Annotated in this window: 16 protein-coding genes; 8 read left to right on the plus strand and 8 right to left on the minus strand. The window is 37.9% G+C overall.

All coding sequences use genetic code 11. The features are described 5' to 3' along the window. Nucleotides 1–71 precede the first annotated feature (71 nt). Nucleotides 72–503 carry a GNAT family N-acetyltransferase gene (locus K5Q58_RS14240; RefSeq protein WP_220754586.1) on the minus strand — a complete coding sequence of 144 codons (432 nt, stop codon included), beginning with the start codon at nt 501–503 and terminating at the stop codon, nt 72–74. A gap of 338 nt (nt 504–841) precedes the next feature. Here K5Q58_RS14240 and K5Q58_RS14245 point away from each other — a divergent pair, with 338 nt between their 5' ends. The 4 genes from K5Q58_RS14245 (at nt 842) to K5Q58_RS14260 (ending at nt 5,799) form a co-directional block, all read left to right on the plus strand. Beyond that, nucleotides 842–4,084 (plus strand): DUF748 domain-containing protein, encoded by a 3,243-nt coding sequence (locus tag K5Q58_RS14245; RefSeq protein ID WP_220754587.1) that lies wholly within the window; start codon nt 842–844, stop codon nt 4,082–4,084. A gap of 218 nt (nt 4,085–4,302) precedes the next feature. Further along, a complete protein-coding gene (locus K5Q58_RS14250) occupies nt 4,303–4,659 on the plus strand; it encodes a glutathione S-transferase N-terminal domain-containing protein (RefSeq protein WP_220754588.1) in 357 nt (118 codons plus the stop codon). Between the two features lie 209 nt (nt 4,660–4,868). Beyond that, nucleotides 4,869–5,366 (plus strand): hypothetical protein, encoded by a 498-nt coding sequence (locus K5Q58_RS14255; RefSeq protein WP_259651346.1) that lies wholly within the window; start codon nt 4,869–4,871, stop codon nt 5,364–5,366. Between the two features lie 220 nt (nt 5,367–5,586). After that, entirely contained in the window at nt 5,587–5,799 is a 213-nt protein-coding gene (locus tag K5Q58_RS14260; RefSeq protein WP_220754589.1) for a DUF2986 domain-containing protein, read from the plus strand. A 179-nt stretch (nt 5,800–5,978) separates the two neighbouring features. Here the strand turns inward: K5Q58_RS14260 and K5Q58_RS14265 are convergent, their stop codons facing one another. Beyond that, nucleotides 5,979–7,487: an MATE family efflux transporter gene (locus K5Q58_RS14265; RefSeq protein ID WP_220754590.1), complete on the minus strand. Its 1,509-nt coding sequence runs from the start codon at nt 7,485–7,487 to the stop codon at nt 5,979–5,981. Then, complete coding sequence (locus K5Q58_RS14270; protein WP_220754591.1) at nt 7,484–8,332, minus strand: ion transporter; 849 nt, start codon at nt 8,330–8,332, stop codon at nt 7,484–7,486. The genes K5Q58_RS14265 and K5Q58_RS14270 overlap by 4 nt, the downstream gene beginning before the upstream one ends. 221 nt (nt 8,333–8,553) lie before the next feature. Here K5Q58_RS14270 and K5Q58_RS14275 point away from each other — a divergent pair, with 221 nt between their 5' ends. Further along, nucleotides 8,554–9,033: a murein L,D-transpeptidase family protein gene (locus tag K5Q58_RS14275; RefSeq protein ID WP_259651348.1), complete on the plus strand. Its 480-nt coding sequence runs from the start codon at nt 8,554–8,556 to the stop codon at nt 9,031–9,033. 40 nt (nt 9,034–9,073) lie between these two features. Beyond that, a complete protein-coding gene (locus tag K5Q58_RS14280) occupies nt 9,074–9,634 on the plus strand; it encodes a VOC family protein (protein ID WP_220754593.1) in 561 nt (186 codons plus the stop codon). A gap of 100 nt (nt 9,635–9,734) precedes the next feature. Here the strand turns inward: K5Q58_RS14280 and K5Q58_RS14285 are convergent, their stop codons facing one another. From K5Q58_RS14285 to K5Q58_RS14300, 4 genes are all read right to left on the minus strand, one after another. Continuing rightward, nucleotides 9,735–10,598: a M23 family metallopeptidase gene (locus K5Q58_RS14285; protein WP_220754594.1), complete on the minus strand. Its 864-nt coding sequence runs from the start codon at nt 10,596–10,598 to the stop codon at nt 9,735–9,737. Nucleotides 10,599–10,897: 299 nt separating this feature from the next. Beyond that, a complete protein-coding gene (locus K5Q58_RS14290) occupies nt 10,898–11,767 on the minus strand; it encodes a 6-carboxytetrahydropterin synthase (protein ID WP_220754595.1) in 870 nt (289 codons plus the stop codon). A 196-nt stretch (nt 11,768–11,963) separates the two neighbouring features. Continuing rightward, complete coding sequence (locus K5Q58_RS14295; protein WP_220754596.1) at nt 11,964–12,659, minus strand: response regulator; 696 nt, start codon at nt 12,657–12,659, stop codon at nt 11,964–11,966. 2 nt (nt 12,660–12,661) lie between these two features. Next, a complete protein-coding gene (locus K5Q58_RS14300) occupies nt 12,662–14,152 on the minus strand; it encodes an ATP-binding protein (protein ID WP_220754597.1) in 1,491 nt (496 codons plus the stop codon). Nucleotides 14,153–14,433: 281 nt separating this feature from the next. Here K5Q58_RS14300 and K5Q58_RS14305 point away from each other — a divergent pair, with 281 nt between their 5' ends. Further along, nucleotides 14,434–14,703 (plus strand): hypothetical protein, encoded by a 270-nt coding sequence (locus K5Q58_RS14305; protein ID WP_220754598.1) that lies wholly within the window; start codon nt 14,434–14,436, stop codon nt 14,701–14,703. Nucleotide 14,704: 1 nt separating this feature from the next. Beyond that, a complete protein-coding gene (locus K5Q58_RS14310; RefSeq protein WP_220754599.1) occupies nt 14,705–15,049 on the plus strand; it encodes a hypothetical protein in 345 nt (114 codons plus the stop codon). A gap of 142 nt (nt 15,050–15,191) precedes the next feature. Here the strand turns inward: K5Q58_RS14310 and K5Q58_RS14315 are convergent. Continuing rightward, a partial coding sequence (locus K5Q58_RS14315; RefSeq protein ID WP_220754600.1) for an EAL domain-containing protein occupies nt 15,192–17,625 on the minus strand: 2,434 nt, incomplete at its 5' end.

Consider the following 17,625-nt stretch of genomic DNA (forward strand, 5'->3'; position numbering starts at 1 on the left):
GACATAAAAAAACCTCTGGCATTTTATCAATTTCCAAAGGCTATGTGCTACTGACTATTTAATAAATTTAACTACAAACCAGAATGGTACAAGTACATCCCTTCAGTTCCGGTCATATTCGATAAACTTCCTTCGAGTTCGTTATCAAGCACTTTAGTCCGCTTAACTAACATGACTTCGGTTCCAGCAGCTAACATTTTGGCTTTGTCGATTAACTGAGCAGCAATACCTTCACCACGACGAGATGCCTCAACAAATACATCATCAAAATACCAAACAGGCTTAAGTAACAATGAAGAATAAGAAGGATAAAGTTGCACAAAACCGAGGCACTTTTGCTGCTCCAATGCCATAAAAATCATTGAGTCATTTTCAACTAAACGAGTTTTAATAAACTGAAGGCACTTCTTAGGTTCAGATTTAAATCCCATAGATTGCCTATAGTCATCAAATAAATTAACTAAAACGATGGTATCTAACTCTGAAGCTAGTCGAATCTGCATGCTTTCATCCTTGAAAATGGTAGTTTTAAAGCAATATGCCTGTGTGATGGTCATCCTTGAATATTAATTCAATATCAACATGCTCTTTGTGACAATCATACAACAAAGTATTTACTTACTAGTTTATACAATCGAGAGAGTCAAGCCATACCAATCAACAAACGGCTTAAAAAGTTCATTAATACATAAGCTTAATTATAAATACTACTTTTGTCCATTAAAAATAACTAATGAATAAAAATTGTGAAATATTCTAAAACATGCGGACAACTGAACCTTAAATTCGCTAAAATGTCTAAACAATTACTGACTTAAACCAACAAGAAGCAGTCGTCCCTATGATGCCGTCGATAATTACTCTAAAACAAGCCTATATTAATCGTCCCCGTTATCAAAAAATCGCGATAATTGGATCATTCATTTATTTACTTTTCGTGTTGACTTTAGGGCTACTCATTCCGTTTATTGCTACTAAGCAGGCACCTAAATCTTTATCAGAGTTACTTGGAAGGCAAGTCAGTATTGAAGCCATAAAAGTGAACCCTTTTACTTTCGAGGCGAGCTTAAGTCAGTTTACGATTAATGAAGATGACAACAAGCAGGCATTTTTTCACCTTGATAGCTTGGATGTCGATATCATGTTTTGGCGTTCCTTGTTTAATCTTAATGTCAGCTTAGATTATTTAATGATTGATGGTACAGCGCTTTCTATTGAACGCTTAACTGCACTCACCCAATCGGCAGAAACGAGTGCAAAGTTAGGATATCAATTTAATTTTACCGACATTATTAAAACGTTTGATAATCGAGCCGCTGAACTCGTAAAAGCCACCCCAGAACAAGACAACAATAGCGAAATAGACGAACCCTCAGAGCCTATAGCGATTCATATCAATCAATTTGCCTTTAATAACGCAAGTTTACAGATAAACGATAAGCTCACTGACACTCAGTTACTTTATCCCGACATTACCCTATCTGCGACCGACTTTAAAACCGATGCTTTATTAGCTGAATTTCCAGATGCCAATAAACTCAAGCTGATGATAGCCGATGATAAAAATGGTCAGATAACACTCAAAACTCAAACCCAATTAGCACCACTTGATGCCAAAGGGGAAGTATCAATAGATTCCATGGACTTAACTCAATATTGGTCCTTTGTTGAATCGTTATTTAAGGTGTCATTGCAATCTGCCAACCTCAATGTTTCATCGACTTTTGATATCACAGAAGATATGCAATATGCAGCAGTTAGTGTACCCAACGCACCAGAAAAAGCGAAACAACATAGTTCGCCGCTTAATATCAATATTTTAAATACAGATATCAAAGTCGATAGCATCGTGGCAAAAGATGCAAAACGCCAGGTAACGACCATTGATTTATTTGCCTTAAATGACATAGCTGTTTCTACGAAAAATCAAACCGTTGATATACAAGAGTTGCAAACAACTAATGGCGATTTTTGGATTACGATAGACCCAGATAAAGTTAACTTAGTTGATTTATTCACCCCAATTTTTGTCGATGAAAATGCAAATTCTGACACGCCTGTTGATACGGCTACAAATGAAGAAGCATCAAGCTCTATAGTAGAAAGCAAAGCTGGCGAAAATGAAGTTGTTGAAAATGAAGCTGAAAATACACCAACTTGGCTTGTCACCTTGCATGCGTTAGAGCTTAAAGATTATCAATTTGAATTAACTGAAAGTGTGGCCAATAAAACCGCTAACTTTTGGAAAATTGCTGATATTAATTTTTCAACTCAAACAATCAAGTCTGACTTGTCGTTACCCATTGAATATCAATTATCACTTTCAATAAACGATCAAAGTGAGTTCATTTCGCAAGGTCAATTTGATGCCAACCTCTTAAGCTTAGAGGCTGATATTGATTACCAAAAGGTCAATTTAACCAAATTCCAACCCTATATTGCGCCATTTATGAACGTGACACTAGAGTCGGGGCTCTTTAATACTAAAGGTCACATTAGTGCTAATGCAGATCAGAAGTTTATTTATCAAGGCCAAGCTTCAGTTAATCAGCTTAAGATAAGTGATAACTTGTTAAAGCAACCTTTGCTGAATTGGGAGTTAATGGACATAACTGCCCTCACCTTCGATAACTTAGGTCGGTCATTAGCGATAGATGAAATACTATTTGATGGCCTATTTAGCCGCTTGATCATTTCTGAAGACAGAACGACCAATATTGCTGACTTAGTGGCTAAACCTGCAGATTCAGATAACAGCACTGTAAATGGCGAAAGAGCTGATAACTCAGACGATATTCAACTCGAGGTAACCACAAACGCTAAACAAGGCGAAACTGAAAAGCCACATGACGATCTAACCTCAGCCTTTGCTATCGATATAAAACGTATTGGTATTAAAGATAGTTCTGCATTCTTTGCAGATAACTCTTTAACCCCCAACTTCGCTTCAGGCATTGAGCAACTAAATGGAGAAATAGCCCATATATCAACTAATCCGCAAACTCGAGCCTCGGTTAATTTAGCTGGAAAAATCGATAAATATGCTCCAGTCACTTTAAAGGGCGATGTAAATCCACTATTGAAAAACCCATATTTGGATTTAAATTTTGCCTTCAACAAAGTCGAACTAACTTCTATTAACCCATACTCAGGTACGTATGCAGGTTACTACATTGATAAAGGCCAACTATCTTTGGCACTTAAATACCAACTAGAAAATAATCAACTGGTAGGCAGTAACCATCTAGTCATAGACCAGTTAGAACTAGGAAAACCGAGTAATAGCTCTCTTGCAACATCATTACCTATCACCTTAGCCATTGCGCTATTACAAGACAGACATGGCGTCATAGATTTAGGGGTCAATGTAGACGGCGACTTAGATTCGCCAAGTTTTAGCTTTGGTAGCATTGTGATGACCGCGATAACTAATGTCATCACTAAAGCTATTACAGCCCCCTTTTCATTGTTAGCAGGACTTGTTGGCGGTGATGAAGATGAAATGGACAAAATTGGATTTCAATATGGACTTGCTGACATTAGTGAAGACCAACAAGCTACTTTAACCTCACTAGCTAAGGCTCTTAACGATCGCCCGTTATTAATGCTTAATATTAAAGGTGGCGTAGATTTAGCCAATGACCAATTTGCCTTACAACAGCAACAACTGCATCAAAAATTAGCCACTCAAGCAGGAGTTGAAGTTTCAGCATTGCCTGCTGATTTATCTGCCAGCCAGTTCCCTCAACAAGGTGCTATAACTGATGCGTTGATATCGGTATATCAATCAGAAACACAATTAGACCCGCAACTGATAAAACAAGAACTCACTGAAAAAAATTCTGATATTGAAGCTACCGAGCTTAATGCGCGCTGGCTTATTGCTTTGTATAACTTCAGCTTAAACCAACAAGATATAAATGAGTCCAAACTAGGCACATTAGCTCAGCAAAGAGCTAAAGTCGTCAAAACCTACTTAGTTGACCAAGCAAATATTGACCCTAGTCGTGTGTTTATATTAGAAAGTCGAGTGCATATGGACCAAACAGATGCACAAGCCTTACTGACTTTAGACGCGAACTAAACATAGCTAGAACCATAAAACATAGGGCTGAGATTTCACTCGCTCAACCCTGAAACAAACGTCTTTGGCGGTTTAATCAGCATTAACTTGGGTTCTATTCACAGATGACTATTATCTGTGAACAACATCACGTAAACTATCGCTGAAAATTAACTTAGATAATATTTAGACGTCTGTTTTTAACTGTTTTGTTAAATTCGATTATTAAAGGAAGTGGTATGTTTGTAATTCGTTGGCTACTTGGCCGCATTATCCTGTTAGTAAACTTTTTATTCCCAGGCAAAAAATTCCAACGCCCTGTTTCAGAGCAAGCAAAAATAGATGAGCAGACTAAAGCATTAGCCTTATATCAATATGCGGCTTGCCCGTTCTGCGTAAAAGTTCGTCGCGCAATTCGTCGTCAAGGACTGAATATTGTCACTGTCGATGCTAAACAAGAAACCAATAAGCAAGAACTTGTTCAACAAGGTGGTCAGTTAAAAGTTCCTTGTTTAAAAATTGAAAAAGATGGTCAGACTCAATGGATGTACGAGTCAAATGACATCATTGCTTATTTATCAAAGCAATACGCTTAAACTACTTTAGATAGATTTTGTGTACTGAGTTTTATGTTAAGCCCAGTACACTTAAGTTTAAAAATGATGGCTACAAACATTCACACAGTTGACGTTGACTCAAAAGCACACGTTTAATCATTTACTACCACACTCTAAAGACACTAATATCCTCTTTAACATAGTAAATATCTGTAAAAACTATCAATGACTGCCACTTTCGTTTTAATATGAATCGTTTCTATTTTAAGTTTTATAAAGGATTATTACTGGTGCCAAAGTACCCTACGTTATTTATTAGTTTGCTACTGTTATCTGCTTGCTCTTCTGCACCTATAGAACCTGAAGCTTACGCTGGAAAATTTAAAGATAGATTCACTACTTCCATCAAAGGCGAAGGTATTAAACTTTTCACTTACCAAGCTAAAGTCGCGACAGCAACAGATCGTGGTATTGAAGATCCATTGCCGCACCAGCAACGTGTTGATCGCCGTCGACAAGATGCCCGCAGTTATGCCATCGGACAAGAGCGTCGTCAGGATCTGTTGGACTTGTGGGGCCGACAAGTGGATTTAGGCTTACAGAAAACAATTGATATGACGGGTTACTGCAAAGAGGGGTTCATTGTTCTCAATAAAAGTATCAGTGAAGGTCGCGGCGAAGTTCGTGGCGAATGCAATGATGGTGCGACACCTGAAGACATTGAAAAGTTTAGCCGTAATTATTAACTAAAGGTTTACAAGGACGGTGGTAATTGAATAAAAAGCCCGTGAACTACGATAAATAAAGGGTTTAACTATAACCTCCTGCCAGTTTGAGCTAAACTTACCTTAAATCATTTTCAAAAACATGTGACCAGCACTTACCAATCATACAGAGCGATAGTACTGGCTACCTGTTTTAAGTTATACAAGTGCCAGCGGCACATTTAAGCGAGTTAGATAGACCATGAACAGAAAACAGCTGATGATCAAAAAGACCGCCAAGCGGGCTAAAGCTAAGCAAAACAAGATAGTAAAAGATAACCCGCAAAAAAATCCAAAGGTGGGTTACATCTCTAAAGCCGTGCGCGCTCAGATGGAACTTGAAGAGCAGCAAAAATTAGCTGCTGAAACAGAAGCAAGCACTGAAAATACTGAAGCGCCAGCTTCTGAAGCATAAAGCTCTTAAGTATAAAGCTCTTGTGCTTAAACAGAATATAAAAAGCCCCGCAAACCTGAATAGGATTGTGGGGCTTTTTGTCATAAACAATTAAGTTTTAAATCAAATAATCTGTAGCCTAAAGCGCTAATCTGAAGTTTTAGTTTAAAATACTAGCAATAAATTTAATGAGTGTTAGATCATTTATCTTTTGAAGATAACGGATTGTCTAAGTCACCATCTCTAATGATTTCTTCACATAAAGGCTCTTCGTTAAGCTGAGCTAACTGAATGTATGAAGAAGACTGTGGCGATGACGTTGGGCTCATTTCAAGTTCTATTTCATCATCTTCTGATACCGGCTCAATTGCTGGTTGCTGATGCGATTTCGCAGTAATTTTATCTATTAATCGATAACCAACCCACACACCACCCAGGCCAAACAAAATCGAACCAAGGGCTTGACCAATCAACACCCCATATACTCCACCAATTTGAGCCCCAAAATACACAAAAGGTATTGTGCCAATGGTAGCTTTACCTACATTAAAAAAGGTGGAATATTTGGCTTTACCTAAGTTATTAAACGATGCGTTAGCAACAAACAAAATACCGTTAAAAATAAAAAATATAGCAATATATTGACAGAAAAATACAATGAGCTCAGCCGCTTCACCTTGCATATCAAACGCAGCAACTATTTGATGTTTGAGTGCAAATAATAAAATAGAAACACCTAATACAAACACGATGCAAAATTGAATCGCTTTTGTCAGGCTTTCTTTTACTCGGCCAAACTCCAAGGCGCCATAGTTTTGGCCGATAATAGGCCCTACAGCGCCACTTAGCGCAAATATCATTCCGAAACAAACAGGAATTAATCGTCCTAATACCGCCCAACCTGCCACATAGCTGTCACCGAAATCAGCAATCGCTTTAGTCACAACCGCATTACCTATTGGGGTCGCGACGTTAGTAAGCATCGCAGGCAATGCAATGGCAAAAATAGTCCTGATGTCTTCGATAAAATGCTGGCGATTAAACTGACCAAGCATTTTATGCTTAACCACAATTCCCCGAGCCGAAATGATAAATACCGCAATGCGGGCAAACACTGATGCCACAGCAGCGCCTTCAATCCCCATGCCTAAAGCAAAGATAAAAATTGGGTCTAAAATTAAGTTAACACCGCCACCTGCAAGCGTCGACATCATAGACAACTTGGCATCACCAATAGCCCTTAAAGCACCGCCTAGTGCCATTGCTAAACAAATAAAGGGCAATGATGGTACTAATATACGTAGATAACTTTCTGCTAAAATTGCAGTTTCACCATTAGCTCCAATTAACGCTAACAGCTCGGGAATAAAAATAAATACGGTTACTGCGACTACGATACTGGTAATTAATGACACCACTGCGCTGTTAAGTAACATGCGCTTTGCCAGAACTAAATTCTTTGCTCCCACCGCTCGTGACACTAAGGCGCCTAGAGCAATGGATAAACCGATACCTATCGATGTGGTAAAAAATGAAATCGCGCCTGCATAACCCACTGCAGCAGCAAGCTCTAATTCTCCTAATAAACTTAGGAAAAAGATATCAAGTAAATCGACCACGAACAGCGCTGAGATCCCTACTGCAGCAGTAGAGCTCATCACTAATATGTGACGTAAAATCGAGCCTTGAACAAACTTAGCTTCGGTCATGAGTTCCCTTCTGAATTTTGTTGCTCTAACTCGCTACCGCAATGATGGCAATATAATGCTTGTAAATGATGACCGCGAGTACCGCAGTTACTGCACTTTCGTAAATCTCGCTCAGCGACCATTTCATGGGAGATTTCAGCGGTAAGTATCCCCGTTGGAATAGCAATAATGGAATAACCAATTAACATAGTAAATGAGGCTATTGCTTGACCTAAATTGGTCTGGGGCGTGATATCGCCATAACCTACGGTGGTAATCGTCACAATCGTCCAGTACATGGATTTAGGAATAGAGGTAAACCCATTAGCAGGTCCCTCTACCACGTACATTACGACACTCAACGCCATAATGATCAGGCTAACCGAAAAGAAGAAGATAAACACTTTCCTTCTTGACTGCACCATCGCTTTTAACAGCAAATTGCCTTCACTTAAATAACGTAATAACTTGAGTACGCGAAAGATTCTGAATAAACGCAGTATTCTGAAAGCGAGAGATACGTTCGCTCCTGGGAATATCAACGCTAAAAAGCTTGGTAGAATCGACAGTAAATCAACAATACCGTAGAAACTACGCATATACGCCAATCGACTCACTGAACCATATAACCTCAAAAGATATTCAATTGTAAACAACCAAGTGAATGCCCATTCAGCATAGTAAATAACTTGGCCATATTGCTGATGATAGCTTTCTATCGTATCTAAAATTATCAGCAATACGCTAAGTAAAATACAGATCATTAACCCAATATCAAACCAGCGCCCTAAACGGGTTTCAGTGCCGAAAATCACCGTTCTTATTTGTTTTTTAAATGGGGTATCTTGTTTTTCTTCTAAGGTCATAGCTCACTCAGTAATGACAGAGAATTTAATCCCGCATACATGATAAAAGTACGGTATTATCTTTAAAAAATTTCAAATTATTATCGCAATTAATCGCTGTTCTGATAAATTGCCTAATCGGTGATACTCATGTTAACACTATTAACAATACAAGCTAACACCGCAAACCTATAAAACCGCTTATTGGAGACTTCATGTACTTGGTTAAATGCTTTATTTTCATGGCTATATTCAGCGCACCCTTTGCCTATGGCTCTGTCAGCCAGTTAACCAGCTCAAAAGTCGATTTAGTGGTAGTGAATAAATCTGAATCTAGTATGTCGATTTATCATGAAGGAAAAATAATTAAAACATATCAAATTGCTATGGGAGATGCGCCAAAGGGACATAAAGTCAAAGAAGGCGATCAACGTACTCCTCAGGGCCGTTATATTTTAGATTACAAAAAGTCTGATAGCGCCTTTTACAAATCGATTCATATCTCCTACCCAAACGAAGAAGACAGATTACGCGCTAATGCATTAGGCGTCAGCCCTGGCGGAATGATCATGATCCATGGACAAAACCCTAATTCTTCACTAACACCAGAGCAAGCCCAGCAGTATAATTGGACCAATGGCTGTATTGCAGTCACCAATAAAGAGATGGACGAGCTTTGGCGCGTAATTGAAGAAGGCACTCCCATTGAGATTTGGCCTTAATCGATATCATTCCCCTTTCACGATGTAACAGGAAACCTTTATGCATTACGACCAGTTAATTCAAAACTGGCCTGATTTTAGTCAGCGCATTACCACCTTTATTCAACGCTTAGGGTTAGACAGCTTACAATTGGAATGTGACCATTGCGCACTTCGAGTAAATAGTCACCAAGCTGCAACACAACTTAGCCAAGAATTTGAACAACACGGTCAGGTTATTTCTAATAATATGATTAATGGCCGCCCCATCCTGATAATCAAGTTAAATAAGCCATTATCCCTTGAAGGTTTAGATGTTAATTGTGTCGAACTGCCTTATCCATCTGACAAAGTGTATCCACAAGAAGGTTGGGAGCATGTTGAGTTAGTCTTTCCATCACCAGCATTAACTTGCGAGCAGTTAATTGCAGATCTAGTCTCTGTAGTACCCGATATAAGCGATATAATTAATGATAACGTGACCGATATTAAAGTGAAACAAAGCTCACCTAAAGGCGATAATGAGCGTTTAGCAAATCCGACAATTGCTTTCAAATCGAACGGAATATGTGTAAAAGTTCATCCACAAAGCATTGAAGCCATTATTGCTAGCGAAAGTTAATTAAAACCGTTTATCGCTATTACCGATTGTTGGAATAGCGATAAAGTCTAAATAATTTTTGGCAATTTAGTATTAACTAGTAACCAATAATCCATGATTTTTATTTGTTTTTAACAGCTTTTTCGGCCGCAAGTACTTCTGTCATTGGTGGTACGACTGTCACTGGGTCTAAACGCATTTGATACCAGTTTAACCGCCAGTCTAAATGCGGTCCGGTTACTCGTCCTGTGGCGCCAATCTCTGCGAGCTGCTGACCTTGAGTAACCACATCACCCTCTTTTGCATATAACTTACTTAAATGAAGAAACGTCGAATTAATACCATAACCATGATCGATTATCATAGTGCCACCTGAATAAAACATATCAGGTTCAGATAAGGTAATAACGCCATCAGCAGGTGAAACCACCACAGTACCTGTTGGACGCGCAACATCTACACCGTAGTGTGGATTTCCAGGTTTTCCGTTATAGACTCTTTGGCTGCCGTACACCCCTGAAATTCGACCTGTGACTGGCCATATAAAATCTTGCATAAACGAAGTTTGTTCACTAAAGGTGTTTCTTGCTGCTCTTGTTTGCTTTGAATCTTTTGCAGCCCTTTCTTGAGCGGCTAGGTTGGGTTTCATTATTTTTTTACTGATCCCCGTAATACGATCAATTTTATATTCTTTAGTCGCTATACTCAGTGGCTTGAGTTCAGTTAAACCACTAGGATAAACCACTTCAAGCATTTGCTCTGCTTTCGCTTCTCTTTCAAACCCAATGGCAAACTGACCCTGCGGTGTCACTCCTATCTCTTCACCATTTAGCTTTACTACGCTTCCTGCTGGCACAGATCCTCGAACTAAAGCGCCTTGTTCGAATATACCGTCTAATTGAATTTCGCCTTGGGCATTAAAAGCCATTAATACAAGAGCCAATATAGATGTTGGATAGATACGATTAAATTGTTTTGCGGCCATGTTTAACCTTAAAGAGTTTGAATACAATTAATTATTATGATTTAAATACTAAGGGCTTAAGGCGTTTTATTCAAATTTACAACTGAAATAAAAACATCATATATAACCTAAAATAATTAATGTTGCGCAATAAAAAATCAATAGATAATTGATTAGTAGGAATAGTAACAATGAATAACTAACAATGAATAAAGAACTAACTGTAGAGGAATGACAAACTGCCAACGGCTGTAGATAATAAAAAGCAATGAGTCACTGGATTAAGTCACTCATTGCTTAAATTAACAATGGTTCACTGATTACTTTACTGCGATAGCGCCTTTGCCAATACCTTCAAATGCAATAACTTTAAAGTCAGAACTTGGCGCTTTAGCTGCCATAGTTTCAGCAATAAATTGAGCAAGTAACTCAACGGTGGTGTCATGAGGAATAATGTCACAACAATCTCTTGGCATGGCTAACTGAAAGTCACCTTGTGGAGCTTGGTAATGAAATCCATAATGGCTTTTATCATTAACATTCGCTTGTTTTGATAACTCCAATGTTGAAACATTAACAACGTCTTCTTCGCTGCCTAAATAAATGTCTTGCCATCTGTCAGCCCAGTATTGATCCCAATTTGGCGCAGCAATGCCGTTTTCAAATACGGTGATCGGACTTCTATGACCATGAGCGATGCGCTGACAATTGCCGTCATGCTTACGTAAGCCATGGGTGTAATGATAATAAGGCGTATCTAACACTTCATTACGCAACGTAAGGCTTATACCTTCGACGTTATCTGGCAAAGCTTCGCGTAATGCTTTAATGAGAAATGAATTTACACTGTCAAAGTCGATGACTTCAGTTGGAACAAGTGCAAATGCTTCAGATGGACAAGCAAGGTGAATATCACCTAATTTACTAGAAAAATCCATCCAAACGCGATCACCCTTTTGTTGCCAACGTACCTCACTACAAGCTGTGGGGATCAATAATCGATGATCAGCAACGTCATCAATGGTATTTTTAATGGTTTTTTTGACTTTAGAAAAATCAAGCACCATATTTTGCTCATCTAAGCCGCCATCAAGTAAGACGTCAACAATCCAGCTCTCACCGACCATGCCGCGTATCGGACATAAATAGGAAAAATCGATAACGGTTAAATCTTTTACGAACAATTGCATTAAGGCTCCTAGGCAGAAAAACAGTCCGCCTCAGTTAACATATCCCAAATAGCGATGGCTAAAGAGAGTGATTTTATCAAGGCTATTCTAAACAAAAGCAGGCCTAGGCGCGAGAAAACAAACTGAGTTTATTCAAAAAGACCCAATATTGAGATTTCTTGCTTTAAACTTGGTAATGCAAAGTCATTAATTATGGCTACTCCACTTTATAGCCAACACCGTAAATTGAATGAAGTAGATTACATTGAGTGCTATTTAATGTCAGTTTAGAGCGAAGATTTTTTATATGACTGTCAATTGTTCGTGAACTCACCACTCTGTCATCGACATAGCACACTTGCATGAGACTATCGCGGGAATGCACGACACCTGGGCGTTTGAGCATGGTGTGCAGTAATCTAAATTCTACAGGGGTTAAATCCACTTCAACACTGGATACATTACACTTAAAGCGCTGAATATTGATGAGAAGATGTTTATAGACAATTTCATCTTCACTTGCTTGAGGAACAGCCTCAACTCGTCTAAGAATTGTTTTTACTCTGGCAACAACTTCCCTTGCAGAAAAAGGCTTACATACATAATCATCTGCCCCAATTTCTAAACCGATTAGGCGATCAATCTCTTCTACTCTAGCAGTTAACATTAGTAACGGGATTTGGGAAAATTGACGCACTTCTTTGCATATTGTTAGACCATCTTTATGAGGCAGCATTAAATCCAAAATGACAAAATCAGCCACCCCTTGCTTAATTGTTTCTACCGCAATCTGTCCATCGTGTTGTACAAGAGTATCGAAACCTTCAAGTGTAAGAAAATCAACGAGTACTTGAGCAATTTTAGGTTCGTCTTCAACGATTAATACTTTCATTTTGGGGTGACTAACATTCATAGTTAATGAGACTCTTTAAATATTGGTAATATGATTTCAATACATAAACCACCTAAATTTGATGGTCTTGCAGTAATACTGCCGCTATGAGCTTCTACGATATTACGACTAATGGTTAACCCTAAACCAGCACCGTTATTTCTTCTCGCTCTTGAACTGTCTTGCCTGTGTAAAGGATCAAATAATACTTCGCAGTCATCAAGCGGCACACTGGGTTTGGTATCATTAACTAAAATAAGCAATGAAGCGGACTCTTCAATTAGATCAATATCGATATGACCAGGACTATCTGTATAAGCAACAGCATTTAAAACAACATTAGTAAACAGTTGTTGCAACCTCATTTTGTCGCCATTGACTATCACTTTTTCACTGTTGATGAAATTAATTGATAGCCCTTTTTCCGATACCTTATCTATTAATGAGTTCAATGTTTCTGTGATACAGACTGTGATGTTAAGAGGTTCAAAATGATATTTAAGACCACCTAAATCTGATAAAGAAAGTTGATATAAATCATCAACTAAGTGCTTAATCCGCATAACCTCTTGTTCTAATGATTTAAGCTGGACCTGATTAAAAGGCCTAATCTCTGCTTTTATAGCATCAATTTCTCCACATAAAATGCTAAGAGGTGTCCTTAACTCATGGGATATATCAGCAAACCATCGATTTTTAGCAGTACGATTTTTATCTAACGTCATCGCCAGAAGATCAATATCATTCATTAATTGACCTAATTCATCTAAACGTTTTTCATTAAAGCGCTCTGAATAATTGCCTTTTGATAGATGAGATATACTCTTTATTACTTCTTTTACTGGCAAAAGAAGTAAGCGAGCAAGCACCCAAGAAATTAAACTCGCTAACATTAAACATAACAGTCCTATCCATAAACTAGTCCATAATTGTTGCTCAAAAAAAGCTTGAGCAGACTGACTATCAACCTCTACTCTTGGGTTGCTATACAAAATAGCTATCACATCACCATCATGAGTAACAGGGATGCTTATTTTCTCCTCAAGACTGTCGAATGTCTCGCCAGCCAATAGCACTCCATCCGGTGTATAGATTGCTGTTGGTGGTCCGTTTCTTCTCGGAGGGCCCCGTCTTTCAGGATTTCGAAGATGTGGTGCGATCCCTGCCCTAGTATCGCCAGAGGCAGAAGGAGGAGGTTTAATCCGACCTTCTCTGAAGCCAGCTCTTGGCGGAGGACCTTTTCTGTCAGTTTTTGCTATTTTCGCTATATCAGGAATGAAAAAACTCAATAGTCTTTCATATTGCTCTGAAGTCACGTTATTCCAATTAAAATCAGATTGACTGTATAAAGTGGTAAGTGATTTTGACAAATGGGTTAGACGATTTTCTTCTAGGGAATGGATATAATTGCTAAACCCTTGGTCAAAACTCCACCTTGCAAGAGATAATGTTGCAACTAAGACTATGCTCGTCAGACCAATAAATGCTAAAAAAAGTTTCTGAGATATTTTCATTCAACCTAACCAGTTGGTGCCTTATTGAAATTAATTTAATACTTCTTCATTATCTGAACGCTAAACAGTTATTCCGTTAGTCAATAAATTTTACGACAGGAAAATTGACCAAAAAAATCTGAATATTCAGCAAATACATTAAAGAACATAGCTTACTTATTAGTATATCCATCAAAATACTATCTCACTACCAAACCATCGAAAATCCTTGTTTTCTGCACAATTTCTACATGCTTAATTGCTATTCTTCTCTGGTAACGAATAAATTAAAGGAAATTAAAATGATTAAGACACTAAGTAGCATGACATTATTAAGCCTTACCCTATGTTGTATTTCAGGAGCCATTGCTGAAGAAGATCGCCGTCAGATGCGTAAACCTCCACAAGAAGCTTTTGACATATGTGAAGACAAAAATGAGTTAGATGAAGTGACTATCACAACTCCTAGAGGGGATGAAATCACTGCAATCTGCCAACTGATGGGCGATGAACTCGTCGCTGTACCAGAAGATCATCAGCAAAAAGGTCGTTCTAAAGGAAATCGAGGCTAAAATGTTCAATTTAATGCCATTGAATGTTATCAATAAACCTAACCAACTAAACCCAACAGATAAAACGTTATTGCCAGATGGAACACCACTTCCAAAACGTTCAATAATACCGAGTGGTTTAGACAGAGGCGTCGCTTCAATGGCTGAAGATGAGCAAGTATTAATATCACATATGCTAGCGACGTTGAATTATGCACAACGAGCTGGCCTTAAATTATCATTAGACGAGTTGAGGCCACACATACAGAACATATCAAATCAAGATTTAGGTCATGTTTTTTTCGATATGTTATCGAAAATCAGTCAGCAAGAAACAATTGAACATCACTATGCTAAAGGGGGATAAAACTTTTTTGTTGATTATATTCAAGCATGTATGTTCATAAAATTGAACCTAGCTTGAACAAAATAGCTCATCAAAGGAGATGACTTAAGTCGAGCATTTATATAAATTGAAAGAAATACTAACTTATCGCTTCGATATCGAATTATCTATTCGGTAATTGTGCTGTTAAAGACGTCGCTAGTTGAGGCTTACTAAAATAATAACCTTGAGCTTGATCGCAACCATTTTCTAATAAGAAAGTTGCTTGTTCTTTAGTTTCCACTCCTTCAGCAATTACGGTTAACTTTAATGCATGACCAAGCACAATGATTGCCCTGGCAATAGCCGTATTATTACTATCAAACGGAATATCAGCCACAAAAGACTGATCAATTTTTAAAACATTAATGGGTAATTTCTTAAGATAACTAAGTGATGAGTAACCTGTTCCAAAATCATCTACAGATAATTGAATACCTAAATCACCTAGACGTTTTAAATCTGAGATAACTCGCTCTGGCTCATACATCATGCAGCTTTCAGTCATTTCTAGTTCGAGTAATTCTGCAGGAAAGTTTGTTTCAGTGAGGATCAATTCAACATTATCTATAAAGTTAGTACGCTGAAATTGAAGACTCGCTACATTAACAGCTAAATGACCAAAGCGATAACCATCATCTAACCACTGCTTACCTTGCTTACAAGCCATAATGAGTACTTGCTGCCCTATTTCATGGATCAAACCGGTTTTCTCAGCAATAGGTATGAACTCTGCTGGTGAGATTAATCCATATACAGGATGTTCCCACCTAATAAGTGTTTCAAGCCCTACCAGTTTTCCAGTGATTAACGATAGTTTGGGCTGATACACTAAATGGAATTGGTTTTCTTGAATAGCTTCATGGAGTGCACTCTGTATCTTGACGTGCTCAACTGAATTCATAGTCATAGCCGAATCATAATAAGTGACGTTATTGCGTCCACTTTGTTTAGCTATGTGTAAGGCCGTATCAGTATTCTGTAACAAATGTTCACTGTTTAAAGAATCACTAGGGAATACAGAAACCCCCATACTTAATGTAATTCTAATTAATGGTTTATCTTCTAATTTAAATGGCTGCTCTATAGATGCTTTGATTTGATTAATTTGACTAATGAACAGATCATTTTGACTGAGATCAGTCAATAAAATTACAAACTCGTCACTACTGAGGCGCCCGACTAAACATTGTTCACTTTTCAGTTCTGAGAGCCGACGGCCCACTTCCATTAATAATTTGTCACCAATGTTATGACCTAAACTATCGTTGATATGTTTAAAGAAATCGATGTCAAAAAATACTACAGCAAGTTGTGTTTGCTGTTTAAAAGCTCTGTCTACTTGTTGTTGTAATTTCGAGCGAAATAACACTCGGTTTGGAAGCTGGGTTAACGGATCGTAGTACGATAAGTTTGCCAATTTTTCTTCAGTGATTTTTTGTTCCGAAATATCAGCAAACACTGCAACAAAAAAGTTGATTTCGTCTTTTTGCCCGTACACAGCATTAATCGTTACTAATTGGGGAAATATCTCACCTGATTTACGTTTATTCCAAATCTCACCGTGCCACTTACCTTTAACCAGTAAAGTATTCCACATCTGAGAAAAAAATAAATTATCATGTTTTCCTGAATTTAGAATACGCGGATTTTTGCCTACAGCTTCTTCACGACTAAACCCTGTGATATTAACAAATGCAGTATTAACCTCAGTAATATCGCCATCCCTATCAGTGACCAGTACACCTTCAACGGTATTTTCAAATACACTTTCAGCTAACATCAGTTGTGTTTGTGTTTCTTTATGACGGCCAATATTACGTGTTATACCGATAACACCTACAAGGTCATTATCCTTATCTAAGAGCGGCGCTTTAATAGTCTCTAACCAATGGCTGTTCTGTTGATGATCAATTCTTTCACATTCTCCAACAACAATCGGTTTATTAGCTTTAATTGCTCGATAATCGCCATCTTTAAAAGTCTCAGCTGTTTCGCTGCCAAACAACTCGTCATCATACTTTCCAATAATATCAGAATGGGATTTATTCCACGCTAAATCGACACTCTCATTGCATACAACATATTGTCCACTCAGGTTTTTAATCCAAATGTGTTCATCAAAAGCATTAATGAAATTTTGTAAGTTTATTGCATCAGGTATCTGTAATGGTGATGTTAACGAATCAGCTTCTTGAATTGGTTTCCGATTTTCTTCGGAATAAATAAGAGTTAAGTTTTCTGCAGCTAAAGTCAGAACAGCGCAGCTAGATTTATTAACCACTTTTATATCGCTGATAGAAACCAGAAGTGCGACTCCCAAATTATCTACGTCAGAGATAGTTTTTGCATGCAGGAAATAGTCTTTACCTAAAAGGTTAATCTGCGTTACCGAGTTAATAGTTGTCGATAATTCATTATTATTAATAAAATTAATTAATTGTGCTTGTAGCTTTTGCAGTGAGATCGCATGAAGTGTTTCAACTGATTGGTACGAACTTACTGATAATGAAAACTTATGGTTCTCTTCTAATGAAAAAATAAACACATTAGAATTT

It is taken from the genome of Shewanella sp. KT0246 (assembly GCF_019654955.1).
Classification (GTDB): domain Bacteria; phylum Pseudomonadota; class Gammaproteobacteria; order Enterobacterales; family Shewanellaceae; genus Shewanella; species Shewanella goraebulensis.